This is a genomic window from Limnoglobus roseus, from assembly GCF_008254045.1.
Lineage (GTDB): Bacteria > Planctomycetota > Planctomycetia > Gemmatales > Gemmataceae > Limnoglobus > Limnoglobus roseus.
On sequence record NZ_CP042425.1, the window covers coordinates 3,842,746 to 3,866,797 of the forward strand.

The window sequence follows — 24,052 nt, forward strand, 5'->3', positions numbered from 1 at the left end:
AAAGTAATGATCGATTCTTGTCTCTTGCTGCTCCTAAACGAATAGTCGTGCCAGAAGAATCAATCGAGCAGTCGACAGTAAATGGAAGATTTTCTCACGAATATTAATCGCCCCCTGCAAGTCTGGCAAGGATGGTTAGCCGAGGTTTCTTGGGTTCCCCAAAACTTCACCGCTCGTTAGCGCCGCCAACGGTTGAGCCATCGGGTCAACCGTTTTCGTGGCAATATTGATCAACTACATTTGCAATGGGAGGGCGTCGCTTGTGGGTACGCCCATTAGAAGGAAAGTCAGGGGGAGTTTAGAGGGTCACATGAATTCCTACGAGGGCACGGATTTGTAGCTCACGACACGTTCCCTCCAAGACTGCCCCTCGTCAGTCAGACCCGATTCTTTTTGCTGGACAGTTCGACTGTACTGGTTGCACGGATTGAAGAAGTTGAGTGGTTCTGGGCTTATCACTTTCCCATGCCGTCATTCCGCTGCTTTGCGTGAGTTGAACCCTGACAAGCGACTGAGGAGAAGCTTGAAGCGTCAGCGCAAAAGGTGAACGAATTTCCGCACACGAAGTTGACCGCACTTCCGAGAAGATCGCGCGGCCGTTGCCAGACAGCTATCCTCGACGAGTTCTTCGTGCCCACCTGGACCAAGTTGGCTAAGGCAATTGCCCTCACGTTGACCGCCCACCACGCCACCCACAAGGCCTTGGCCCGGTTGGCCGGCGAGGAGAAGCGGGCCTTGCTCGGCGAGTTGGAACTCGACGAGAGTTCCTTCGGCGGCCGACGGAAGGGCAAGCGGGGCTGTGGGGAGGGAAAAGTGGTCGTGTTCGGCTTCTTCGAGCGGGCGGTGCTCGGCTTTGAGACGGGCTCTTCAGCACTTTTGGTGGGTACAGGTGTACAATTCCCGGCACCCGAATTCCCTTTACCCTTGAGTCGGCCGCCGGCCATTCGCCGTCATGGATGCCGCCTTCCTCCGATTCCTTCTGCCGGCCGACGCGGGCGTTTGCATCGCCGCCGTGGCCGTCACGTCCGGCCTCGTGTCCCTCACGCTCGTCACCACGGGTGACGGGGCGATCTGCCCAAAGTGCTGGTCGGTCACGACGACCGTCCACGGCCGGTACCGCCGCACCCTGCACGATCGGCCGTGCCTCGGCTTCCCCGTCTCGTTCGCGGTCACCGCTCGAAAGTTCGCCTGCTGGCGAACGGATTGCCCGCGGCGGGTGTTCTGCGAGCGACTCCCGGAACTGGCCGAACTGCACGCCCGTGCCACCAGCGATCTCACCGCGGTCCATCGCCGGATCGGCTTGTCCGTGGGCGGCGAAGCCGGAACGCGGCTGGCCGCGGGCCTCGGCTTGGCAACCAGCCCAGACACCATCCTCCGCCGCATCAAGGACGGTCCGGACGAGCCGGCCCCGCGGCCGCGGTACGTTGGCATCGACGACTGGGCGACCCGCAAAGGGCACACGTATGGGACTATCCTCGTCGACCTGGAGCGCGGCACCGTCATCGACCTGTTGCCCGGCCGGGACGGCGAGGCTGTGAAGGCGTGGCAGGCCCACCTGCCAGTCGAGGTCATCACCCGCGACCGGTGGCCGGCGTACATCCAGGTCGCGACGGCGGCTGCCCCGCAGGCGAAGCAGGTGGCCGACCGCTTCCACCTGTTGACCAACGTGCGGGAGGCGGTCGAGAAGATCTTGTCCCGCGTCGCCGCCGACGTCCGGGCGGCCAACGCCGCGGTGAACGCACCGGCGGATCAGGCACCCACGGCCCCGGTCGACACCCCGCCCGCCTCCCCGAGCCGGCGGCCCCTCTCACAGGCACGCAGCGGCGGAAGACTGCGAGGCGGCAGCCGCGGGAGGAGCGGTTCCGACGGGTCAAAGAGCTGACGGCGGCCGGCCTCTCGATCCGGGCGATCGCCCGGCAGTTGCGGATGGGTTGCCGGGCCGTCCTTTGCTACCAACGGCTCGACCGATGTCCGGACTGGCAAGCCGGCCGCACCCGACCGAGCGGCATCGACCCGTTCGCGATGTTCATCGCCGACTGGATCGCGGCCGGCAACCGGAACAGCCGCGACCTACATCAGGCCCTCCGGGCGAAGGGCTTCACAGGCGGGTACGATGCGGCCCGCCGATACCTGAACCGGCGAGTCGGCAGCACCGGCCGGCCCGGACGACGAGACCCTGCCGCGGTCGTGACACCGGCCGAACGGACTTCGCTGTCGGCCCGGGCCCTGTCCTTACGGGTGGCCAACCCGAAGCCCGACGGTCACTCGGCGCGTGTGCGGGTCAGGGTGCGGGTGGCGAACGCTGCCGTCCACGCGGCGTTGGCCTTGGCCGAGGAACTGATGGCCATGATCCGCAGGACGAGCGAGACGACACTGGCCGAGTGGATCGCCAAGGCCAACCCCCTCGGCGATCGGGACTTGTCGAACCTGGCCGACAGCCTGGCGTCCGACGCGGCCGCCGTGCAGGCGGCTTTGACCGAACCGTGGAGCAACGGCCAGGTAGAAGGTCAGGTCGGAAGGCTAAAGTGCATCAAACTTACGGCCGGGCCGGGATGACGCTTCTGCGGGCCCGGGTGCGGCACAGGGGTAGGAACCTCGGCGGAGGAAAAATGGCTTTCGACGTGCGAGGGGAGGACCTCCACCATTGTTGCGGGACAACCCGAATGCCATTCAGTTAAGACGCAACTCTTTCCGCGAGTATGCGCCTCCGGAGTTCCTGTCGGGCGTGGCTCATGTACGGGTACTTCTTGGCTCGCCGTTTCTGACACCGCGGCTCGATGCGATCCGGGCGTGACGGGTTGACGATCAAGTTCGGCAGCGGCGTGCCGGGCGGGGCCGACGACAGCCACCGCAAGGCATCGACGAAGCTGATCCGATCGGGGCACACGCCCTGACGCCGGGCGGCCTCCCACATCACGACCCGGACCAAGTTGTACACCAGCGCAAAGGCCGTCAACTCCTTCGGCACGCCGGCTTCGGTCTCGCACTTCAACACGTCCATGCCGAGGGTCGTCTTCCAATGGGCCAGGTCGGTCTCGACGCCCCACCGGGCGCGGTACCGGTCGGCCACCGCATCGGCCGGGTACGCGGTCGCGTCGAGCAGGGTCGTGACCAGGGTCACCGACCGGACCCGGAACCCCGGCCGGTTCACCCGGTACGCCAGCTCCCGCACGGTCAACAGCCGGGGCATCGCCGCGTACTCGGCCACCGTCAACCAGACCGGGCGGTTCTGGGGCCGGTACCACTCGACCAGCTGGTCCGACCGCCCGAACCCGCGGACCCATCGCGATCGGGGTTGTCCGGCGTGGCCCCAGTGGGAACCGGGAACGGCGTGCGGCCGCCCGGGGCGGAAGTCCACGATGCGACCCTGGTGGTTGCGAAACACGCCGTGGAGGCCGCGGCGGGCCAGCGCCGCCAGGTGCGCGAACGTGCCGAACGCGCGGTCGCCGACGAGCACGTCCCCGGGCCGGAGTTCGGCGTGGGTGAGCGTCGCCTGGGTGACCTCGTGCGACCGGAGCGGGGCGGTCCGGGGTTTCAGGAGCAGGCCGGTCCCGGCGTGGAACAGGATGAGGACGCGGGCGACGGGGAACCCGCACCCGGCGGCCTGGTTGGTCGGCTGGCCGAACGCCGCCTGCAACGCCGGGGTGTCGGGCAGGGACACGCCGGACCCGTCCACGAAGAACGTCCGCAGGCCCCGCCACCGCCCGTCGTCGCCGTCGGCCAGCGGGCGGGCGGCGTCCGTCACGCGGGCCAGCACGGCGCGGAGGACGGCCAACGGCAACCGGGCCCGGGCCTGGCAGTACGCGGAGGCGGAGAACGAGCGCCCGGTCAGGCGGGGGAGGTGGGCGCACGCCGTGTTGCCGTGCAGGATCTGTAGGACGAGCAGATGGACGGGGTCGAGCAACCGGTCCCGCCACGTGTGGCCCGCCGTCTCGCACGCGTGACGGATGGATGCGGGCGCGAGAGCCGCGGCCACGTCGGCACGAATTTGCCGCAACGCAGTGAGAAGAGAGGGTATCATCCTGACCTCCTGTCCCCGATGAGAAGGTCAAGTCAGTTTACCGCTTACGGCTTAACTGAATGGCATTCGGGTTGTCCCGGAATGCCATTCAGTTCGGCCGGAACTCTTGGCCCATTCACTTCTTCCGCCCCAGTACTCGCCCCTGTTGCAGCCGGCGAACAATGGGAATGGCCCTTTGCCCGCGCCGCGGAGGTTCATCCGTGACCCCCTCCCGACGCGCCGCCGTCCGGCCGCTCCGTGAAGGCGTGGCGAACGCCCTCGCTCCGCTCGCCCTGGCGGAACCCTGTCGCGGCCGGAACGTCCGCCGGCGGCACCGCGCCCTCGACCCGGTCCCCCCCATCCACGTGTTCCTGTTGCGGATCCTCCACGGCAACACCGCCTGTGCCCACTTGCCCCGGTTGACCGGCCGGTCGGTCACGGCCGCGGCGCCCCGCCAGGCCCGCGGCCGCCTCCCGCTCGCCGTCCTCCGGTCGGTCACGGCCGCCCTCTGGCCGGCGGTCGATGCCGACGGCCTCTGGCGGGCGCACCGGACGGGGTTCGTCGCCGGCACGGGCGTCAGCCTGCCGGACACGCCGCCGCTGCAACGGGCCTTCGGCCCGCCGACCAACCCGGCGGCCGAGTGCGGGTTCCCGGTCGCCCGCGCCCTCGCCCTGTTCCACGCCGGCCCGGGCCCGCTCCAGGCGTTCCTCACCGCCCCGCTGCGGTCGCACGAGATCGCGACCGTGACCCAACCGCACCCGGACCTCCGGGCCGGCGACGTGCTGGTCGGGGACCGCGCGTTCGAGGCGTACGCGCGCCCGTACTTCCTGGCCCAAAACGGCCTCCACGGGGTGTTCCGGGTGAGCCGCCGCCGGGTCGTCGACTTCACCCCCGGCCGCACGCCACCGCCCCGTTGGAGCACGCGGAAGGTGAGCGGCAAGGCCCGCTCCCGGTGGGTGCGGAACCTGGGCCCGACGGATCCGGTCGTGGAGTGGTACAAGCCGGACCAGCGGCCGACGTGGATGACCGCCGAGGCGTACGCGCCACGGCCGGTCACGCTCGCCGTCCGGGAGACGCGGTACGCGGTGGACCGCCCCGGCTTCCGGGCGAGTACCGTCACCCCGGTGAGCACGCCCCTCGACGCCCCGGCGTACCCGGCGGCCGGGCCGGCGGGTCTGTACCGCCAGCGGTGGCAGGTGGGAACCGACCTGGCCCATTTGAAGACGACGCCCGGGATGGGCGTGCGGAGGTGCGAGACGGAGGCGGGCGTGAGGGAGGAGTTGGTCGCGTTCGCCATCGCCGACAACCTGGTCCGGGCGGTCCTGCTCGGAGCCGGCCGGCGGCAGGACGTGCCGTGGCGCGGATCCGCTTCGTGGACGCGCCGCGGTGGTTGACGTCGTCCTCACCGGGCACGCCGTTGCCGGACGTGGTCGTGAGCCCCGCGCGGAAGGACCGCGTCGAGCCGCGGTGCCAGAAGCGGCGGGCCAAGAAGTACCCGTACGTGACCCGCCCCCGCGCGGAGCTTCGACAACAGCGACTGGCGCAGGAGGTTCCGGCCGAACTGAATGGCATTCCGGGACAACCCCGTCTCAAGGCCGAACACCACGCCCGCTCGGCCTCGGCTCCGTCGGCGAACGCGCGGCGGTAGACCAAGTCCTTCTTCCGCGTGGCGAAGAACGACTCCGTCGGGGCGTTGTCCCAGCAGTTTCTCTTCCGGCTGAAACGCATCACCGCCGCGACCGCCGTCCGATACTCCCCGCTTGTGTACTGGCACCCGCGATCCGAATGCATGACAACCCCGGCCGGCGGGCGACGCCGCACGACCGCGGCCTGAAACGCGCGGCGGACCAAGGCCGTGCCCGGCGTGTCGCTCACGGCCCAGCCGACGACGCTCCGTGCGTGCAGGTCGATCACCACAGCCCAACCCACCCGCCGGCCGTCCACAGGTGCGTGATGTCGGCGGTCCGCTTGGCGTTCGGCGTACCGGTGGTGAAGTGGCGGTCCAAGACGTGGGGCGGTTCGGCCCGGAGGACTTTGGCCACCGTGTTCTCGCAACAGTTCACGCCCCGGCGGTTCAACACGCGGGCCAGTCGAGGGTTACCGTACACCTGCCGACAGTCGGTGAACGCTGCCCGCACGGCCGCCGTTAACGTCGCGTGCCTTCGCACGCCGGGACGGGAGAGCCGCTGCTGGCGGGCATAGTACCCGGCAGGCGTGACGCCGAGGACGCAGTCCATCGCGGTGATCGGCCACATGCCACGGTGGTCGTGGATGAAGGCGAACGTCAACTCGCTTCCCGCGCGAAGAAGGTGGTCGCTTTTTAAGATCTCCCGCTCCATCTTGAGTTGCCGGTTCTCCTCCCGGAGGCGGCAGAGTTCTTGCTCGACGGACGGCCGGGCGGTCGGGGCCACCGGGGGCGTGGTACTTCCGCTTCCACTTGCGGGGGGCTCGGGGTTGAGATCGAGCCGACGAGCGGCCGCGGCGACGGTGAGCTTCTCGGCGACGATCGACTCGACGGCTTGGCGTCGGAAGTCGTCGGTGTAGGCGGCGGGGGTTGTCATCGGTGGTTCTCCTAGGTCCTCCGGCCATTCAGCCGCACTGGTTTATCCGGGCGGCGAGCCAGACGAAGCCGGCGTCGTGGGCCGCTTCCTTCCCGGACCGCGTCGCCACCCGCCGGTCGCGTTTATGCGGCCGAAGAACCACTCGATCACGTCGCGGTTCTTGTACCGACTCCGGCGGTCGCACGTCACCCGCTTCCGCGTCGAGTTCGGACGGATGCACGCCCGGGCCCCCAACCGCCTCACGAACGCGCGGATCGCATCGCTGTCGGCGGCGGCGGCCACGACATGGCCGACAGCGCCCGGCTTAAAGCCGGCCCGTAGGGCTCCCGCGTGCGGGGCGTCGCCACGCGGGCCGGCCGTCACCACCGGCGTGAGTCGCCGACCCCGTCGGTCGACCGCCGCATGCCGCTCGGTCGTCCGCCCGCCGCGGCTTCGTCCGCCACCTCTTTTCCCCGGGGCAAGCGTCGCCCCGCCGAGGCCACCGGATGAGCCTTGACCGTGGTGGAGTCCATCGGGACCTCCTCCCGGTCCGGGTCGCCCAGGGCCTTGGCGATCCGCTCCCGCACGCCCGCCGCGCAACACCGATCGAACCGCTCCCCGACCGTGTTGGGCTTACCGAATCGCGTGGGCCGGTCGGCCCAGGGGATTCCGGTCTTGAGGGCGGAGAGGACGGCGTTGGCGAACCGTCGGTTGTCGACGGCGGTCCGCCCCGGGTCGCCCGCCTTGCCGGGCAAGAGGCCCGGGGTCGTCTCCCATTGCGGATCGGTCGGCTCATGGCGATGTCGCATACCGCACTCCTCCGTGAGCGACGCCCACCCTCACCAATGCCCAACCACAATGTCAGACTGAATGTCCGTAGGACCTAGGGCGATCGTCCACTGAACGAGCAGGATCGCGTCGGCGGATGTGAGTTAATTTTCGTCTGGGGTCCAGCCATACAGGTCTAGTCCTTCGATGAACGCCGGCCGATTGTCAACAGCAAGCGAGTCGATTCGTTCAAGCCACCGCGTGCAGCCCAGTCTTCGATCCGAGCATCCGGGGTGAACCCGTAGCCCAAGTGGGTCGGTTCCGAGCGGGTGACGACTGCCCCAACTACAGTCGAGTGGCCGACGGGTCGGCAACCCAGGACTAGACCGAGCGCGTCGTCACACCGCGGGCTCGCAGTGGTTCTCCTCTTCTCCTCGCCAGCTCTTGGCTCGTTACGCCGCCGCCTTCACCGGCTGCACCTGATGGAACAGCCACCGCACCCACCGGTTGGCGACGGCCGCGGCCACCACGCTCCCCGGCTTGCCCCGGCCCTTCATGTCGGCCGCCAGTTTCTTCCACCGGGCGTCGTACCGCACCAGCCGGTGGGCGGCCTCGATGAGCACGACCCGCAGCTGCGGGTTGCCGGCCTTGATCAGCCCGGCGTCGGCCTGCTTCTGGCCGCTCGACGCGTTCCGCGGCGACAGCCCGCAGAACCGGGCCGCCTGCTTGCCCGTCCGGAACCGGTCGAACCGCCCGATCTCGGCCCGGATGGTGGCCGCCGTGACCAGGCCGATCCCCTTCATCGTCAGCAGATTCACGACCAGGGCATCCTCGGCGGTGACCTGGGCCAGGCGTTGCTCGGCCGCCTTGACGTCGCCGGCCAGGGCCTTCAGGCGGCCCAGGTGCCGGTCCATCACCCACCGCGTCTGCTCGCTCAGGGCGGCGTCGCGGGTCAGCCACGTCAGCCACGCCACCGTCCACGGGTTCACGCCCTCGGGGGCGGCTACCCGGTTGTCGCGGAGCAGGGCCCCGATCCGCAGCTTGACGTTCCGCCGCTCGCCGACGAGCTGCTGGCGGTACCGGACGAGCCGTCGCAGTTCGCGGACCTCGGCCGGGGCGTGCCACACCTTGGGCAGGTACCCGACCCGCTCCAGGTCGGCGAGCATCTTGGCGTCCGAGTAGTCCGTCTTGTCCGGGTTGCCCTTCATGCGGGCCACATACCCGGGGTGGGCCAGGTCGACCAGCCACCCGGCTTTGGTCACCAGTTCCTCGGCCAGATCGGCCGACCCGCTGCACGCCTCGATGGCCGCCCGCACGTCGGTGCCGAACCGGGCGACGGCGTCGCGGATGGCCCGCCAGTCGTTCGCGCAACTCTGGTTGAGCAACACGCGGCCGCCGCGGTCCAGGGCGCACACCTGGACGGACAGGGTGTGGTAGTCCAGGCCCACGAAAACGGGGCCGGTCGTCGTTGCCGCGGGCATGGCTGGTCCTCGAAGGTGTGGTCCTGTTGATGGTGACCACACCCACCCTCTCCGGCAACCAGCGTTCATCCCCATCTACAGTCGTAGTTGACATGATAGCCACGCCAAAGGAGTTAGGGCGAGGGTGGGCCATGTCCGGACAGCCGACTCAGCGTGTCGTGAAGAAGTGGGCCGCCGAGGTGGGGGCGGTGGGCGAGCGGATCGGCCGGCACTTCGCCCGCAGCGAACCCCGTCAGCGAGCGGCCGCCTACCTGCGCGGGTTGCTCACCGACGCCGAGCGGAAGAACGGGTGGCAGCTGGCCGAGTACCTGGGCGAGGCGACGCCCGACGGGGTGCAACACCGGCTCACCCGCGCCGACGGGGACGCGGGCGCGGCCCGGGACGACCTGGCCGGGTACGTCCACGAGCACCTCGGCGATCGCGGTGGGGTGCGGATCGTGGACGAGACCGGGTTCGTCAAGAAGGGAACGAAGTCGTGCGGGGTGGCCCGCCAGTACACCGGCACGGCGGGCCGGATCGAGAACGCCCAGGTGGGCGTGTTCCGGGCTTACGCTGGCCCGAAGGGGCACGCCTTCCTCGACCGGGCACCGTACCTGCCGAAGGAGTGGGCCGGCGACCGCGAGCGATGTGACGCCGCCGGTGTGCCCGAGGGCGTGGGGTTCGCGACGAAGCCGCAGCGGGCCGAGCGGATGATCCGGCGTGCGCGGCGGCTGGGGGTGCGGGCGGCGTGGGTGGCGGGCGACACGGTGTACGGCCACGGCGGGAAATTCCGGCGATTCCTTGAGGAGGCGGGGCCGCCGTACCTGCTGGCCGTGCCGTCGAACCAGCCGCTGTTCGACGGGCGGTTCCGCTCCACGGTCGGGGCGGTCGCCGACGCGCTCGCGGCGGGCGCGTGGCGGCGGGCCAGTGCCGGGGACGGGAGCAAGGGGCCGCGGGAGTACGACTGGGCGGCGGAGGCGTTCGGCCCCACTGGCGAGCGGGGGTGGCCGTTGTGGCTGGTGGTGCGACGACACCGGGAGCGGCCGGGCGAGCGGGCGTACTTCTTCGCCCGCGGCCCGGCGGCGACACCACCGGCCGAGCTGGTCCGAGTGGCCGGGACTCGGTGGCGGGTGGAGGAATGTCTGGAGTTGAGCAAGGGGGAATGTGGGTTCGGCGAATACGAGGTGCGGTCGTGGGGGGGCTGGCATCGGCACGCGACGCTCAGCCTGTTCGCCCTGGCGGTGGTGGCCGTGATCCGCTCGCGAGTGCCGGCCCCGCGGCGGGAAAAGGGGGCGCGGGGCGAATCCGGGTGAGCGTCCCCGAGGTGCGGAAGTTGCTCGCCCGGTTGGTGTGGGCGTTCGCCCCGTTGGCGAAACAGGTGCTGGCATGGTCGGTGTGGCGACGACGGCACCAACATCGCGCCCGCGACTGCCATTACAAGAAGCGTGAGGCCAAACCGCCCGATTGAACAACTACGACTGTAGATGGGGATGAACGCTGGTTGCCGGAGAGGGTGGGTGTGGTCACCATCAACAGGACCACACCTTCGAGGACCAGCCATGCCCGCGGCAACGACGACCGGCCCCGTTTTCGTGGGCCTGGACTACCACACCCTGTCCGTCCAGGTGTGCGCCCTGGACCGCGGCGGCCGCGTGTTGCTCAACCAGAGTTGCGCGAACGACTGGCGGGCCATCCGCGACGCCGTCGCCCGGTTCGGCACCGACGTGCGGGCGGCCATCGAGGCGTGCAGCGGGTCGGCCGATCTGGCCGAGGAACTGGTGACCAAAGCCGGGTGGCTGGTCGACCTGGCCCACCCCGGGTATGTGGCCCGCATGAAGGGCAACCCGGACAAGACGGACTACTCGGACGCCAAGATGCTCGCCGACCTGGAGCGGGTCGGGTACCTGCCCAAGGTGTGGCACGCCCCGGCCGAGGTCCGCGAACTGCGACGGCTCGTCCGGTACCGCCAGCAGCTCGTCGGCGAGCGGCGGAACGTCAAGCTGCGGATCGGGGCCCTGCTCCGCGACAACCGGGTAGCCGCCCCCGAGGGCGTGAACCCGTGGACGGTGGCGTGGCTGACGTGGCTGACCCGCGACGCCGCCCTGAGCGAGCAGACGCGGTGGGTGATGGACCGGCACCTGGGCCGCCTGAAGGCCCTGGCCGGCGACGTCAAGGCGGCCGAGCAACGCCTGGCCCAGGTCACCGCCGAGGATGCCCTGGTCGTGAATCTGCTGACGATGAAGGGGATCGGCCTGGTCACGGCGGCCACCATCCGGGCCGAGATCGGGCGGTTCGACCGGTTCCGGACGGGCAAGCAGGCGGCCCGGTTCTGCGGGCTGTCGCCGCGGAACGCGTCGAGCGGCCAGAAGCAGGCCGACGCCGGGCTGATCAAGGCCGGCAACCCGCAGCTGCGGGTCGTGCTCATCGAGGCCGCCCACCGGCTGGTGCGGTACGACGCCCGGTGGAAGAAACTGGCGGCCGACATGAAGGGCCGGGGCAAGCCGGGGAGCGTGGTGGCCGCGGCCGTCGCCAACCGGTGGGTGCGGTGGCTGTTCCATCAGGTGCAGCCGGTGAAGGCGGCGGCGTAACGAGCCAAGAGCTGGCGAGGAGAAGAGGAGAACCACTGCGAGCCCGCGGTGTGACGACGCGCTCGGTCTAGTCCTGGGTTGCCGACCCGTCGGCCACTCGACTGTAGTTGGGGCAGTCGTCACCCGCTCGGAACCGACCCACTTGGGCTACGGGTTCACCCCGGATGCTCGGATCGAAGACTGGGCTGCACGCGGTGGCTTGAACGAATCGACTCGCTTGCTGTTGACAATCGGCCGGCGTTCATCGAAGGACTAGGCTGTGTCTGAAAAGCTACGGTGTCAGGTACCACAGGGCGAAGGCGAGTTGGATCATGGCCCGGAAGTTGACGGCCAACTTCTCGTACCGGGTGGCCACCCGCCGCCGCTCCTTCAACCACCCGTTCAGCCGCTCGATGACGTTCCGCCGCTTGTACTTGCCCGTGTCGAACGCCGGCGGTGCTGGCAATCGGGCCAACTCGTCCTTGCGGCGGGCGATCACGTCCTCGATGCCAGCGGCGAGCAACGTCGCCCGCACCCGGTTGGCCGAGTACCCCTTGTCCCCGGCCAGGGCCTTCGGCGGCCCGAGGCCCTTCGGGACGGCCGCCAGGGCGGCGGCCAGGTGCACGACCTCTGGCTCCTGGCCGCCGGTCAGCACCGCGGCCAGCGGGTTACCGGCCCGGTCGCACACCAAGTGCACCTTGGTCCCCCACCCGCCTCGGCTGCGGCCCAGGGCGTGATCGGCCGGCTCGCCGGCCACCGCCTTTTTTTTTCGCCCCGGCGGCCGGCCGGGCGGCCCGCACCACCGTTCCGTCGACGTTCCATTGCCCGTGGTCCAGGTCGGCGTGCCGCTGCAGGTGCTCGACCACCCGGTCCCAGATGCCGTCCTGGCGGTACGCGTTGAATCGGTGGTACGCCGTCTGCCACGGCCCGTGCCGGTCGGGCAAGTCCCGCCACGGGGCCCCGGTGTGCAGCACCCAGAGCATGGCGTCGATCAGTCGCCGCGGGTCGGACGGCGGCCGCCCGCCGGGCTTGGCCGGCGGCAGGAGCGGGCCGAGGGCGGCCCACTGGGCATCGGTCAGGGCGTAGCGCGGCGTCTGCATGGCGGTCGTCCGGTGGGAGGGCCACGCATTCTACGCCCCACCAACCGCTTTTCAGACACAGCCTAGGGCCTGACTTCAGCCGCCGCGTTGGGCCCCTCGCCGGGCAGAACCGCGGCGAGGGGGCCATCAGGTCGTCCAATCCGACGGCGGCGACCAGGCCACTGATTGTCAGCCAGATCTCATTGCGCCGCACTTCCACTTCCGCCGTCCTCCCAAGGCTGCCGGCTCTCTGCCGCTCGATAAAGACGGCGATAAGGAATCGGCCGAGATTTGGGAAATGCCGTTGATCGTCATCATTGCTCCCTTGGGGAACAGTCCGACGCGATATCGTTCCGCTCGGCCATGGCGTCGCAGATCGCGAACAGCATGCCGAACACGGCCTTGGCCCGTTGCCGGAGCCAGGCCGTCATTCGGATGTCTCCCTGGCCACCCGCGTCGTGGTAGCCGTACCTTACTCCGGCTTCGCCGCGGTGCGGATGCCGTCTCCCAAGAACCGCATTCCGAGTTGGTGCAGCGGCCCGGCGGAGCCGACTTTCACCAGGACCGGCGACCAGCCTTTCGGCAGTTCGACGGGCACTTTCGCCTCCCCGATCGGCCCCGTACGTGCGGGCTGTTCCATCACGATGTCCTTGCCGACCCACACCCGCACTGCCTCGTTGGTGCGGACGACGGCCACCGCCTTCTGAAGCCGCGGGGAGTAGACATAGACGAGGGCGTAGCTCGACGCCGGCTTCGCCGCCGAGGTCGGCTTGAGCGACAGGAGGCCGGCCGGCTCGACGTGCTTGAGCTGCCACGGGTCACCGCCGAGCGGCTTGGTCAGGGGGTCGGGGTTCATTTCGAGCGGGTAGGTTTTCTTCATGTCCGGGTCGTAGCCGGTCGTGACGGCGTATTCCAGGACGGTACCGCGGAGCGACTCCTGGGCGTCGCGGCTCTTGAGGAAGGCGAGCAGGTCGATGAACTCCTCGTAGGTCAGTTGCGAGACGGCGTCGTCCGGCATCAGCGACGACTTCGACGGGGCAAGCTTGTCCACGTCCTCCCGCTTCACGCGGACGTCGCGGCCGGACGCCTCGCGGAGGACGACCTCCTTCGGCGTCTCGCTGACTTTCAAGCCCGTGAAAACCTGCCCGTCCACGGTGTCGATGCGGTACGCCTGGTAGCCCTCCTTGATTTCCTTGCTCGGCTGGGCGAGCGATTCGAGCAGCTTGTCCACCGTCTGCGTGTCCCACACGCGGGTCAGGTCCGGGCCGACCTGTCCGCCGAAGCCTTCGAGGTGGTGGCACGTCACGCAAGCCAACTTCGAGGCGTTCAGGAACAGTTCACGGCCGCGGCCGGCGTCCCCCTTCACCAGCACCGTCTCGCGGATTTTGGCCAGGTCGTCCGGCGACATCGACAGCCGCAGGCCGCCCTTCTTCACCTCGGAATTCAACTTGGCGATGGCCGGGTCGGACGCAAACTTGCGGAGGGCTTCGGACACCCGCGGCCACAACTCGGCCGGCAGCTTCTTGGCCACGTACTGCTCGCCGAGCAGCTTGGCCCCGTCCTTCGAGTTGCCGAGGACGGCGACCGCCTCGGCCAGCAATGTCGGCTCCGACTGGTTCAGCAACTCTTCGGCGATGGCCGTGGCCTGCTTCTTGTCGAGGGCGTTCAGCGTCCGCAGGGCTTCGGCCCGGAACGCGACCGACTCGTGAGGGGCGTGCAGGACGGTGCGAATGACCGACGCCGCCGAGGCGTCACCAGTCACGCGGACGGCCCGCACCGCCGCCGACCGCTCGGCGACCGACCGCTTCACGTCCGCGGCGATGGCCAGGAGCTTCGGCGTCGTTTCTTTCAGTCGGACCAATTCGACAGCCTGAATCGCCGTGATGCGGGCGTCGGCGTCGTCCGAGTCGAGCAGGCCGAAGACGAGCTTGGTGCCCGCCGCCCCGCCGAGGTGATTGTCGCCGGCCAAAACGTCCACGGCCGCCATCCGCACGGCCAGCGGTGTGGCCGGGTCGGCGGCCAGGGATTCCGCCAGGGGTTGGAGTGAGGGCATCGGCTCGAACAGGTAGTTCGAGTAGGACCGGATGAGGGCCGCCCGTTGGCCCGGCGTGAAGGTCGGTGCGGCGACGAGCTTCTCCAAGGCGTCGGCGGCCGGCTTCGTCCGGAGTGCGGTGAAGGCGGTGACGACGCGGTCCCGCAAGGCCGGGTCTCCGGCGTCAGCGGCCTTCGCCAGAGCGTCGATGCCGGGCTTACCGGTGCGCTCGAGAGCACGCAGGTAGGCGTCCGCCAGGAAGACGTCCTTGCCGTCGTCGGCCTTCCAGGCCGTAAGGACGGCGTCCACGGCCGTCGCTCCCGCCACCCGCGGCAGGGCCAGCACGGCCGCCCGGCGGACGGCGGGTTGCGGATCTCGCACGGCGCGCTGCAGAACGGCCTTCGCCGCCGCCGATCCGCGGAGGCCGAGAGCCTCCACCGCAACGCGACGGACGTCGGTCGATTCGTCGGCGACGAGTCGCGTGAAGAGGGCCTCGACTTCGGCCGTCCACAGCGATTGCAGCACGCCCATCGCCGGCAGTCGCCCGGCCGGTGGCAGAGAATCGAACGCCTTCAGGACCAGTGGTCGGGACGCCGGTCCGCGGCGGATCAACTCGTCGCGGGCGATCAGGCGATCCGAGAAGTCGGCGGCCGCGAGCTTATTGACGAGATCGGCGTCGCTCGCCTTTTGCAGATTGGCCCACGAGTCCATGCCGCGAAGGGGCAGCTCCGGTTGATCCTTCGTGCCGACCCACCGCAGGCGGTAGATGCGGCCGTTCTTGCCGTCGCCCCAGAGCTTGCCGGCCCCGCCGGAGTCGGTTCGCCAGTCGCACACGTAGATGGCCCCGTCCGGTCCTGTCACCATCTGGCACGGGCGGAACAGCGGGTCGTCGGTCTTCAGGAACTCGAACTCGCCGGAAATCTCGAACGTCGAGCCGACCGGCTTCACCTGGTACGCCCGCACCAACTTGCGGAACACGTCCGGGTAGTACATCAGGCCGCGGTACTGCTTCGGCAGGCGGGTGTCGTTGTAAATCAGCAAGCCGGCCGGCGACCCGCGGCCGGTCTTCGTCATCGGCGGCAGCTTACCGGGCAGTTCGCCGGCGACCGCCCCGCGGGTGTTATCCGACTGGCAGCAGCGGGCGCCGATCTTCAACCGCCAGCCGTAGTCGCTCTCCTCAGCGACGTGCATGATGCGACAGCCCGTGAAGCGGCTGCCGTCCTCGTTGTCGTTGTCGGCGTGGAAGAGATTGAACGCCTCGTCCTGGGCGACGTCGCGGTACGGGTTGCGGTAGCCGAGGGAGAAAACCTCCATCTGCGAGCCGTCGGGGTTGCAGCGGAACACCGCACCGGTTCGCAGGACGGTGGCCCGTGAGCCGTCGGAGCCTTCTACCACGTTGTCGTCGTCGCCGCTGGTGATGTACAGCTTGCCGTCGTTGCCGATCGTCAGGCCGGACACCTGGTGGTGGTGGTAGCCGCAGAAGCCCTGGGCGATGGTCTCCTTGACGTCCCACAGACCGCCCGGCTTCGACTGCTTGTACCGGCGGACGGTGCCGCGGCCGGTCAGGTACATCCAGCCGTCGTGGTAAAGGACCGTGGACGGGAGCTCATCCATGACGATCACCTTCGCGGCATCGTACTGGCCGGTCGCGCCGTTGAGCGTCAGTTCCTTCAGCGGGTCGCCGATCCACTTCTTCATGGTGGCAACTTGCCGGGTCGTGCCGTCGCGATAGTGGAACGTCTCCTTGAACTCGAACCAGCGGGTGAGGTTGTACGGGTCTTCTTTCCACTCCAGGACGAACAACCGGCCGTCCGGCGCGAAGGTCATGCCGACCGGGTTCACGACGGTCGGCTCGGTGGAGACGATTTCGAGCTTGAAGCCTTCGGGCGTCTGGTAGCCGCGGAGCCGGGGGTCGTACTGACCCTGATCGACGTATTTGATGGGGAAGGGAGCGGGCTTGGCAGGCGATTGAGGCTGGCTGAAGTCCGGCGGGGGGGGCGGAGCGGCGGGTGAGAACGAGGCGAGGATAGCCACGAACGCGATGGAGAGGTAGCGCATGGTGACTGGTACTCCGAAAGGTGGAAAGGCGGCGGGAAGGAATCCAGGGTAACCGGCAGCCGGGCGATCGGGGTAGACCATTCTACCGGTGTGGGGGGTGTCGGGTGACGCGAGGTAACGGGGATCAGTATTGTAGGGAGAATAGGCTCCAGGAAGTCTGGTTCAGAACATGGACGGACAGCCCGCGAGGGGCGGCCGCCTGCACCTTCCAGTCGATGCGTTTCACCAGCCACGCCTTATTCCGGGCCGCCGTCGTCTCGCCAAACGGGTCGGCGTACCGCATCTGCAACTCCTTCACCGTCAGCCGCGACAGGGCCGCCCCGTGCGGCTCGATGTCATGGCGCCGGCGAAATCGGCACGTCGCAGAATGTTAGGGCCGCGATGCCGTTCTCGCCCCGGAGGAGTTTGCCCGGGCTCCAGGCGGCACTGTCGAGGTAGGTGATCGCGGTCGAGGCCGTAGGTGCGGTCAGCTTCAACGTCAGCCGGTTCCCGACCGACGCGCCGGACGTCACCTTGCCCCGCCCGTTCGACAGGTGGAACTGGTCGGCGAGCTTGTTCTCCCAGATCACCGGCTGGTCGAACTCCAGGACGATGACGTCCGTCTCGGCGGTCGAGAAGTACGCCCGCACTAGGTTCGGCGCGGTGATCGATGCCGTGGGGGCCTTCCCGTAGTGGTCGCGTTCGACGAGCGGGCCGATCAGACGGGCGAACGCTGCGTATCCGGCGGGCGGGAAGTGGCAGCCGCCCGCCGGCACGATGCCGACCGTGGACATCACGTCCAGGCGGGAGAACAGCTTCGGCAAGTTTCGCTGCACCTCCCGCAGCCGGTTGTCCGATCCCTTGACGCCCATCGCGCACGCCCGCGGCCAAATCTGGAAGGCGTAGTAGTGCTGCACGTTCGGGTAGTCGGTCTTCCAACCGGCCGCCAGATCGACGAAGTCTTGCTGGTACGTCTCGTACCCGTACCCGCCGGTCGGGCCGTCGGCCCCCTGGTCGTTCTCCCCTTGGTGCCAGAACACGGCGCGGATTCCGTGCGTCAACTTGGCCTGTCGCACCCGCCCGAGGAGGCGGCCGTAGATGGTCTTCGCGTCGGTCGGGTCGGCGGGGTTCCGCTGGTGCGCGTCGATCCGCGAACCGCCGACCGCCCCGTTGACGATGCAGACGGGCACCTTTTGGCCCTCGACCAGCCGCCGCGCCAGTTCCATCCCCCAGTAGCCGATCTGGAACTGCCCGCCCTTGCGGTCGCGGATGACCGCGTTGCCCCACCCGCCCTTGCGGGCGGCGACCGGGTCGCCCGTCATGTGCCCGAAGCTGCGAATCCATTCGCTCGTGAACGGCGGGTCGTCCTTCCCCACGTCGGTCGACTCGGCGTTCGACTGGCCGTCGATCACGTAGGCGTCGCCGCACACAAGGTTCGCAACTGTGTCGAGCGTCGTCGTGGCGTCGCCGGCCTTCGTGCCGAACTCGACCTTGTACTTGACGAGGCCCGGTTTCAGCTTCGCCGTGAACGCGTACCCCCTCTCGGCCGTCGGTCGCTGCGTGACGGTGTCGATCAGTCGGCCGTCCGCGTACACCCGGAGGAACACCGAATCGGCGGCCGCGGGGAGCGTCCCGTTGTAGTGCAGGGTGCCCTCGCCCCGGTCGTCCCGCGGGTAGAACTGGCCCTCCTCGGGCTTCTCGTCCTTGCCCGGGGTTCGGGCGATCCACGGGTCCGTCGCCGGCTCCTGCACCGGGATCGTCACCGTCCGCACCGTCGGCGGGCCGCCGGTGTCAACGGCAACCCGCACAGTCATGCGGCCGCTGTTCTGCGATCGACGGAGGACGAGTTTGCCCGATCCGAGGTCCTTCACCACGGCGACGCCCGACACGTCCCAGGCGTAGCTCAGCTTGTCGGCACCGGCGGCTCGCATCGCGTCGGCGTTGGAAATCCGGGGGACGAGTTCGAGGGGCGAGCGGCCATCCCATCCCGCCGGGCTTGCCAGGGTGAACGCCGGCTCCGGGATCGCCTCTCGTACCGTGACGGCGACGGTCTCACTCTTCACCTCGGTCGGGTAGACGGCCTTGAACGTCACCGAGAACGTCGCGTCCACGGCCAAGCGACCGGCGTCCACGGTGAACGTGAAGCGGTCCGTCGCGGCGACTGTGTCCTTGCCGTCCCGCGTCACGATCCAGTACACCTTCTGCGCGCCGCCGGCCTTCGCCGCGAGCGTCACGCTCTTCCCCTCGGCGACGGACACGGCCCGGTCGGACACCGAGAAGGTGTCGCCGGCTTGCACCACCGGGCCGACGAGCGTCTGCGCCGCTTTCTGGTTCTCGTACTGGAGGCGTACCCATTCGGCGGACCGCGCGACGTTCGAGACGCGAACCTCGTCGATGTCGCCGACGAAATCGTAGTTGTGGTACCACCCGCCGAGGAACAACCGGGCCGGCGTGCGGACGTTCAGCGGGGCCGATGCCGTCTTCGACATGCCGTCGAGGGCGCCGTTGACGTACACCCGGGACTCGCCCTTCTCGTAGGTGTGGACGACGTGCGTCCACGCGCCGAGCGGGATCGGCCGCGTCCCGGCGACGTCGCCGCCCGAGAAGTAGCAATCCATCCGCACGTGCGGCGGGCTGCGGTATTGCATAACCACCTTGCCCTGCCCCTGCTCGTTCCCCCAGCCGATGACGGTGCCGTTCGGCCTCTCGGCCCGGAACCACGCCTCCGTCGTGTGCGCCGCGGCCCCGACGGGGTAGCCCTCGATACGGTCGCCGCCGAAGACGCCCTTCTGGCCGGGGAACCGCCGGGCACGGCCGACGACGCACGTGACCGGGGTCGTGCCGGTGTCCTTCGATTCGAGCGTGCCGACCTCGTCTCGGACCGCGTCGGCCATGTGCCAGACGCTGAGGTGGCCGTTCGTGGCGCTGAACACCGCCCGGCCGTCGGACTCGCCCGTCGCGTCGGGCTTGCCCCAGTGGAGCTTGATTTCCTGGCGGGCGTTGCCCGCGACGTGCGCATCGAACAGTACGCCGCCCTTTCCGAGCGACGGGAGAAGTGTCTGGACGAGTTGAGCCGGCTCTTCTGGACCGACGCCCCGAGGCTGAAGTTCATGTTGCGGCACAAGCAACTCTTCGCCAGGCTTCGTGCAGTGCGCGAGCAAGAAAAGGCTGACGGCCGAGGTTAGGCTGATCGGCTACGAGAGGATATTGCGTCGGGTTGGTCAACTGGCTTCCTGCTGAGCGGTGAACAGTGGTTGACGAGTCACATCAGCACGCGTGGACGCCTAACTCTGTCAGTATAGGTAGAGGCCAAAGATCCCGGCCAGACAATGTAAACGATTCACACCACCGAACGAACAACCTCAGCAACGATGAGGACTCGAGACTCTACGCAATTGGGAAAATCTACACGCCCGCTGGGGCGGTTGCAGCGGGTGATTCGGTCTGAACGAGTGTAATGGTGTCGGAGTCTTTGGCCCAATCGTCCATGAGAACGTGCAGGTGGCTATGCACTCCGCGGAGGATGTCTTCCGGGTAGTTGAACTCTTCGGCCAACCGGCTCAGTTCGTAACGTCCTCTTTGAATCACCTGCTGGCGACCCTGGGCGGCGTACGCTCGCAGGCCCGGACCCTCCCGACGGATCACCAACTTATCGAGTGCATTCTCCCCTGACCAGGGCAGACACTTGGCGGCCCATCCACCGTAATTCGGCCAGGGTCCCCCCAATAAACACGTTACCTCCGTCGTTGATCATGAACATGACGTACTCCCCGCGCCACCAACCGCACCCGACGACGCTCTCCGCCGCTTGGCCCTGTTCGCCAGGCTAGGTCGTGTGGACAGTCACGGGTGCCTCAGGACATCCAGGGCGGAGGCCAAGTGTACGAACCCGAGGTAGCACTGGTCGAGCTTGTCGTACCGGGTGGCCACCCGCCGGCACTGCTTGACCCGGGCCCAGAACCGCTCGACGACGTTGCGGGTGCGATACACCCGGCGGTCGTACCGCACCCGCCGGCGGCGGCACCCGAGCGGGCGGATGACGGCCTTGGCCCGCAGCCGGCGGACCAGCCGACGGAGGGCGTCGCTGTCGTACCCGCGATCGGCGATGACCACCCGTGGCCGGTGGCCGGCCAGCAGGGCGGCCGCCCGCGGCCCGTCCCCGGCTTGGCCGGGCGTGAGCAACAGGGCGACCGGGTGGCCGCGGCCGGTCACGGCCGCGTGGACCTTGGTGCCGAACCCGCCGGGGCTGCGGCCGACGGCCTGGCCGCCCGCTTTTTTTCCGCCCCGGCGGCGTGCGGGTGGGCCCGGACGACGGTCGAGTCGAGGATGAGGGTGGACACGTCCGGGTCGCGGACGGCCTCGAGCACTCGCCCCCACACGCCGGCCGCCGACCACCGCCGGAACCGCCGCCAGACCGAGTTCCAGTTGCCGAACCGCGGTGGCAGGTCCCGCCACGGGACGCCGGTCCGCAGGACGTACAGGACGGCGTTGACGAACGCCCGGTGGTCCCCGCGGGCCGGGAGCAGCGGCCGCACCGCCGCCCAGTCTGCGTCCGAGAGTTCATGCCGTCGCATGCCAGCCGCCTCCGAGGGAGTCGAGGCCGTTATGCGACCGACCGCCACTACTGTCCACACAACCTAATCCTGCTGCCGTGGAGGGTCAAGGGCCAACCATAGAGGCGACCGTGTTACTGAGGGCGTCCGGTGGGTAAGCCGGCGATCCGCGCGGCCGCCTGCTGGAGGAAAGGCTACGACGTCTGCCCGTGGAAAGGGGCTAGCGATGCCAGGGACCGCCGATCAATGCAGCCACTTCGCGCCGATGCACCCGGTTCAGCCGCAGAAATTTTTCGCGCTGTCCCCGTCCGAATTGCCCCGCGGCTCACGCTTCTCTGGATGTCGGGGCGGGACTTCCTCGCCCCGCGAGACTCAACACCCTGGAGGGAGAGGCGATGAAGACAAGCATTTGGGCGGCCGGCTTGGTGGCACTGTTCGTGGCGACGGACAGCTGGGCGGCGGACAAGCGGCGGGTCTTAATGGAGTGCCGTGGGGAGTACGGGGGGAGCGTCGGCCGGCCGAGCAAGATCGACGGGGAGGCGGAGGGGCGGGTGCTGGCCTTGGCGGCCGTCAACGCGTCCATCGACGGCATGGCCAACATCGAGGCGTTCGAGCAGTTCTCGAAGGCGGACGTAAAGAAGACCCTGTCCGGCAAGCCTGGTGACCTGCTAAAGGGCACCATCAGCTTCAGCACGGAAGACAAGAAGGAAGAGCTGTTCAAGGGGAACCGGCGGGGGCTGGTGGTGACCGTGCAGGAGAAGGGGTTCAAGCCGGGCACGTTCACCCACTCGTCCGATTACAACAAGTTGACCGGGGTCCGGAAGAGCAAGGCGAGCGGTGTCCTTCTGTACTCGTTCACGGTGTACGCCCCGGAAGGGTACGACCCGAACGGCGGGGCCGCGGCCGGCAACAAGGACGTCAAGAAGGAGGTGCGGTACACCATCCGGAACGACGCCGGCCGGGCGGTGCGGTTCGACATGCAGCCGAGCGGCAAGAGTTACACCCTGGACGCGGGCAGGACGTTCACGGGCACGTCCTACGAGGTGAACGGCAAGCTGCCAACGATCACCTTGGGCGACTCCGGCCGGACGTACAAGTTGACCGCCGGCAACCACAAGTTCTGGTGGATGAGCGGCGAGAAGCGGGTCGGGTTCGACCGCAGCACGGACTGACGGGTGGGCCGTGACTGCCCACACAAAAAGCGACGGCCGGCGGGATCGTTCCGGAGGGCGGTTGGCAACGACCGCCTCGCATCCGAAACGATCCCGCCGGCCTGGTACCTTGCCCGCCGAGATCGGAAGGGTCACCGCTTGGGAAGATGGCGACTTCGGCGGTGCGAAATTTCCCGTCGCACGAGTAACGACAAGATCCAGGACCGCGTCCCGTTCGACCCGGGGCGGGTATCGTGTACTGCCCGCATCCTCGGTAGTGCGAAAGCGTCCGGCGAGTTGGTCTGTCGGCGTGCGTGCGGGGTCGGCACCGGTCGGACTACGACGGTCGCCAGCGGTCCGGGAGGAGGTCGGCCACGTCGCGGCGTCGGGCGGTCGGGTCGGGAGATGGGTCAGCAGGTCGCGGAGGTAGGCCCACGGGTCGTGCCCGTGCCGCTTGGCGCTCGCCACCACGGTGAGCAGGACGGCCGCGGATGACAGGCCGTTGTCGCCGCCGACGAACAGCCAATTCCTTCGCCCGACGGCCAGCGGGCGGATGGCCCGCTCGGCCGGGCCCGTTGTCGATGGCAAGGTGATGATCGTCCACGTACCGCACCAGCGTCGGCCACTGGTTGACGGCGGACGTCACGGCCTGGCCGAACAGGCCCGACGGCCGGGCCACGCGCTTCTGCTCGGCCAGCCACGTCGCGAAGCGGTCGAGGACCGGTCGGGCGTGGTCCCGGCGGTACGCCGTCACCGCCTCGCCCCGCAGGCCCGCCTCGCCGATCCGCCGCTCGACGTCGTAGAGCGTGCGGGCGACGGCGATCGCCTCCGCGGCCCGCGGGTCATTGCCCCTTGCGTCGTGGAACCCGCGGCGGGCGTGCATCCCCAGCCGCCGACGTGTCGCATGCCCCGGTGGACGGAGTCGTACCCGGCGTACGCATCGGCCTGGACGAACCCGGTGAACCCGGCGCGGAACCGCGCCGGGAACTCTTGGGACCGGCCGGGGGTGAGGTCGGACACGATGAACGGGACGGCGGCGTCTCCGAGGTACGCCCAAGCGTAGGCCGTCCGCCGGGGCCGCAAGAGCGTCACGGGTGTCTCGTCGGCGTGGATGGCGTACGACCGCTTCACGCGGGCGACCATCGCCCGGTAGACGGGTTCGAGGGCGGCCGCGCACCCGCGGACCCAGTCGCACAGGGTGGACCGCGGCGCGACCAGCCCGTGCCGGGCGAGGATGTGTTCGAGGCGGTGGAGCGGCAGGTGACCGACGAACTCGGACACGGCGACGTGGGCGAGCAGTCCGGCCGCGACCGACGAGCGGGGGATCGGCTCGGACGGGAGTGGCGGGCGGGCGAACCGCGGGTCGTGGCCGGCCCGCTCGCACCCCGGGCCGGCGAAACTGACCCGAACCGTTCCCCGAACGAACACGGACGCCGGGCGGTCGTCGTACCGCCGGGCCGGCCCGCCGAGGCCGACCCGGACCCGCATCTCGCCGCCGCACGGGCACGCCTGCGCGGCCTCGGACAGGTCGATCCCCACCCGCTCGACGGGCAGGTCGGTGGCGACGGGACGGCGACCGTGCCCGCGGCCGCGGGGCGGGTTCGAAGGCGGGTCCGACGGCCGGGGCAACCGCGACACGCCGGCCTCGACGCCGGGCGGGGGCCCGGCGTCGAACAGGGTCGGGCCGACGACCCGCTCGGAGGTCCGGCCGAACGCCATCTTGACGAGGCGGTCGATGTGGGCCTGTTGCCCCTCGATCGTGCGTCGCAGGTCGGCGACGACGGCGTGCAATTCGGCGACGGTCGCCCGCAGATGGGCATTCTCCCGGTCGAGTTCGACTTCCCGCGGCGTCATGCCGGGGGTAC

General features: G+C 69.2%; 21 protein-coding genes and 4 pseudogenes. 9 read left to right on the plus strand and 16 right to left on the minus strand.

Translation table 11 applies throughout. The features are described 5' to 3' along the window. Window positions 1-741: 741 nt before the first annotated feature. From PX52LOC_RS15915 to PX52LOC_RS15925, 3 genes and pseudogenes are all read left to right on the plus strand, one after another. A pseudogene (locus tag PX52LOC_RS15915) lies at window positions 742-840 on the plus strand (IS1595 family transposase); the annotation flags it as partial. Window positions 841-952: 112 nt separating this feature from the next. Continuing rightward, window positions 953-1,882: an ISL3 family transposase gene (locus PX52LOC_RS15920; protein WP_149111045.1), complete on the plus strand. Its 930-nt coding sequence runs from the start codon at window positions 953-955 to the stop codon at window positions 1,880-1,882. A 44-nt stretch (window positions 1,883-1,926) separates the two neighbouring features. Continuing rightward, window positions 1,927-2,556 carry a transposase gene (locus PX52LOC_RS15925; protein ID WP_149111046.1) on the plus strand — a complete coding sequence of 210 codons (630 nt, stop codon included), beginning with the start codon at window positions 1,927-1,929 and terminating at the stop codon, window positions 2,554-2,556. A 118-nt stretch (window positions 2,557-2,674) separates the two neighbouring features. Here the strand turns inward: PX52LOC_RS15925 and PX52LOC_RS15930 are convergent, their stop codons facing one another. Further along, complete coding sequence (locus PX52LOC_RS15930) at window positions 2,675-4,021, minus strand: IS4 family transposase (RefSeq protein WP_149111047.1); 1,347 nt, start codon at window positions 4,019-4,021, stop codon at window positions 2,675-2,677. 200 nt (window positions 4,022-4,221) lie between these two features. On the opposite strand from PX52LOC_RS15930, the gene PX52LOC_RS42545 reads away from it, so the two are divergent. Both PX52LOC_RS42545 and PX52LOC_RS42550 read left to right on the plus strand, forming a co-directional pair. Next, window positions 4,222-5,394 (plus strand): transposase, encoded by a 1,173-nt coding sequence (locus PX52LOC_RS42545; protein WP_246173737.1) that lies wholly within the window; start codon window positions 4,222-4,224, stop codon window positions 5,392-5,394. Next, window positions 5,355-5,648, plus strand: coding sequence for a hypothetical protein (locus PX52LOC_RS42550; protein ID WP_246173611.1), 294 nt, complete (start codon window positions 5,355-5,357; stop codon window positions 5,646-5,648). The genes PX52LOC_RS42545 and PX52LOC_RS42550 overlap by 40 nt, the downstream gene beginning before the upstream one ends. A 149-nt stretch (window positions 5,649-5,797) precedes the next feature. On the opposite strand, the pseudogene PX52LOC_RS43875 reads toward PX52LOC_RS42550, so the two are convergent. The 5 genes and pseudogenes from PX52LOC_RS43875 to PX52LOC_RS15955 form a co-directional block, all read right to left on the minus strand. Continuing rightward, window positions 5,798-5,944 (minus strand): annotated as a pseudogene (locus tag PX52LOC_RS43875) (IS3 family transposase); the annotation flags it as partial. After that, window positions 5,911-6,561, minus strand: a complete 651-nt coding sequence (locus PX52LOC_RS15940; RefSeq protein ID WP_149111048.1) for an IS3 family transposase — start codon at window positions 6,559-6,561, stop codon at window positions 5,911-5,913. The pseudogene PX52LOC_RS43875 and the gene PX52LOC_RS15940, both read right to left, overlap by 34 nt. A gap of 42 nt (window positions 6,562-6,603) precedes the next feature. After that, window positions 6,604-6,927 (minus strand): hypothetical protein, encoded by a 324-nt coding sequence (locus PX52LOC_RS43880; RefSeq protein WP_149111049.1) that lies wholly within the window; start codon window positions 6,925-6,927, stop codon window positions 6,604-6,606. Beyond that, on the minus strand, window positions 6,921-7,349 hold the full coding sequence (locus tag PX52LOC_RS43885) for a transposase (protein WP_149111050.1): 429 nt from the start codon (window positions 7,347-7,349) through the stop codon (window positions 6,921-6,923). The genes PX52LOC_RS43880 and PX52LOC_RS43885 overlap by 7 nt, the downstream gene beginning before the upstream one ends. A gap of 411 nt (window positions 7,350-7,760) precedes the next feature. Beyond that, window positions 7,761-8,789, minus strand: a complete 1,029-nt coding sequence (locus tag PX52LOC_RS15955) for an IS110 family RNA-guided transposase (RefSeq protein WP_149109721.1) — start codon at window positions 8,787-8,789, stop codon at window positions 7,761-7,763. 131 nt (window positions 8,790-8,920) lie between these two features. Here PX52LOC_RS15955 and PX52LOC_RS15960 point away from each other — a divergent pair, with 131 nt between their 5' ends. The 3 genes from PX52LOC_RS15960 (at window position 8,921) to PX52LOC_RS15965 (ending at window position 11,356) form a co-directional block, all read left to right on the plus strand. Beyond that, window positions 8,921-10,081 (plus strand): IS701 family transposase, encoded by a 1,161-nt coding sequence (locus tag PX52LOC_RS15960; protein WP_149111051.1) that lies wholly within the window; start codon window positions 8,921-8,923, stop codon window positions 10,079-10,081. Beyond that, a complete protein-coding gene (locus tag PX52LOC_RS40545) occupies window positions 10,078-10,236 on the plus strand; it encodes a hypothetical protein (protein WP_168219026.1) in 159 nt (52 codons plus the stop codon). Before PX52LOC_RS15960 ends, PX52LOC_RS40545 begins: the two co-directional genes overlap by 4 nt. Before the next feature lie 91 nt (window positions 10,237-10,327). After that, a complete protein-coding gene (locus PX52LOC_RS15965) occupies window positions 10,328-11,356 on the plus strand; it encodes an IS110 family RNA-guided transposase (protein ID WP_149109721.1) in 1,029 nt (342 codons plus the stop codon). A gap of 271 nt (window positions 11,357-11,627) precedes the next feature. Here PX52LOC_RS15965 and PX52LOC_RS43890 read toward each other — a convergent pair whose 3' ends face one another. From PX52LOC_RS43890 to PX52LOC_RS15995, 7 genes are all read right to left on the minus strand, one after another. Continuing rightward, complete coding sequence (locus PX52LOC_RS43890) at window positions 11,628-12,023, minus strand: IS5 family transposase (protein WP_390635688.1); 396 nt, start codon at window positions 12,021-12,023, stop codon at window positions 11,628-11,630. Beyond that, complete coding sequence (locus PX52LOC_RS43895; protein ID WP_390635390.1) at window positions 12,004-12,435, minus strand: IS5 family transposase; 432 nt, start codon at window positions 12,433-12,435, stop codon at window positions 12,004-12,006. The genes PX52LOC_RS43890 and PX52LOC_RS43895 overlap by 20 nt, the downstream gene beginning before the upstream one ends. A gap of 451 nt (window positions 12,436-12,886) precedes the next feature. Further along, on the minus strand, window positions 12,887-16,504 hold the full coding sequence (locus PX52LOC_RS15975) for a PVC-type heme-binding CxxCH protein (protein ID WP_168219027.1): 3,618 nt from the start codon (window positions 16,502-16,504) through the stop codon (window positions 12,887-12,889). A gap of 124 nt (window positions 16,505-16,628) precedes the next feature. Next, entirely contained in the window at window positions 16,629-16,838 is a 210-nt protein-coding gene (locus PX52LOC_RS15980) for a DUF2924 domain-containing protein (protein WP_315853323.1), read from the minus strand. 1 nt (window position 16,839) lies between these two features. Next, window positions 16,840-19,605: a LamG-like jellyroll fold domain-containing protein gene (locus PX52LOC_RS15985; protein WP_246173738.1), complete on the minus strand. Its 2,766-nt coding sequence runs from the start codon at window positions 19,603-19,605 to the stop codon at window positions 16,840-16,842. A gap of 283 nt (window positions 19,606-19,888) precedes the next feature. Beyond that, window positions 19,889-20,128 carry a hypothetical protein gene (locus tag PX52LOC_RS15990; RefSeq protein WP_149111055.1) on the minus strand — a complete coding sequence of 80 codons (240 nt, stop codon included), beginning with the start codon at window positions 20,126-20,128 and terminating at the stop codon, window positions 19,889-19,891. 198 nt (window positions 20,129-20,326) lie between these two features. Then, window positions 20,327-21,057, minus strand: a protein-coding gene (locus tag PX52LOC_RS15995; protein ID WP_149110034.1) for an IS5 family transposase whose coding sequence is annotated in 2 segments (ribosomal slippage) — window positions 20,327-20,761 and window positions 20,764-21,057 — 729 coding nt in all. Because the reading frame shifts where the segments join, the coding sequence is not laid out codon by codon here. A 374-nt stretch (window positions 21,058-21,431) separates the two neighbouring features. Between PX52LOC_RS15995 and PX52LOC_RS40550 the strand changes: the two genes are divergently transcribed. Then, window positions 21,432-22,208: a hypothetical protein gene (locus PX52LOC_RS40550; RefSeq protein ID WP_168219028.1), complete on the plus strand. Its 777-nt coding sequence runs from the start codon at window positions 21,432-21,434 to the stop codon at window positions 22,206-22,208. A gap of 405 nt (window positions 22,209-22,613) precedes the next feature. Here the strand turns inward: PX52LOC_RS40550 and PX52LOC_RS43900 are convergent. From PX52LOC_RS43900 to PX52LOC_RS43325, 3 genes and pseudogenes are all read right to left on the minus strand, one after another. Beyond that, window positions 22,614-22,658 (minus strand): annotated as a pseudogene (locus PX52LOC_RS43900) (hypothetical protein); the annotation flags it as partial. A 163-nt stretch (window positions 22,659-22,821) separates the two neighbouring features. Continuing rightward, window positions 22,822-23,010 (minus strand): annotated as a pseudogene (locus tag PX52LOC_RS43905) (IS66 family transposase); the annotation flags it as partial. Beyond that, the gene (locus tag PX52LOC_RS43325) at window positions 22,938-24,041 is read right to left on the minus strand and encodes an IS66 family transposase (RefSeq protein WP_149111057.1); all 1,104 of its coding nucleotides are present in this window, start codon (window positions 24,039-24,041) and stop codon (window positions 22,938-22,940) included. The gene PX52LOC_RS43325 and the pseudogene PX52LOC_RS43905, both read right to left, overlap by 73 nt. Between the last annotated feature and the right edge of the window lie 11 nt (window positions 24,042-24,052).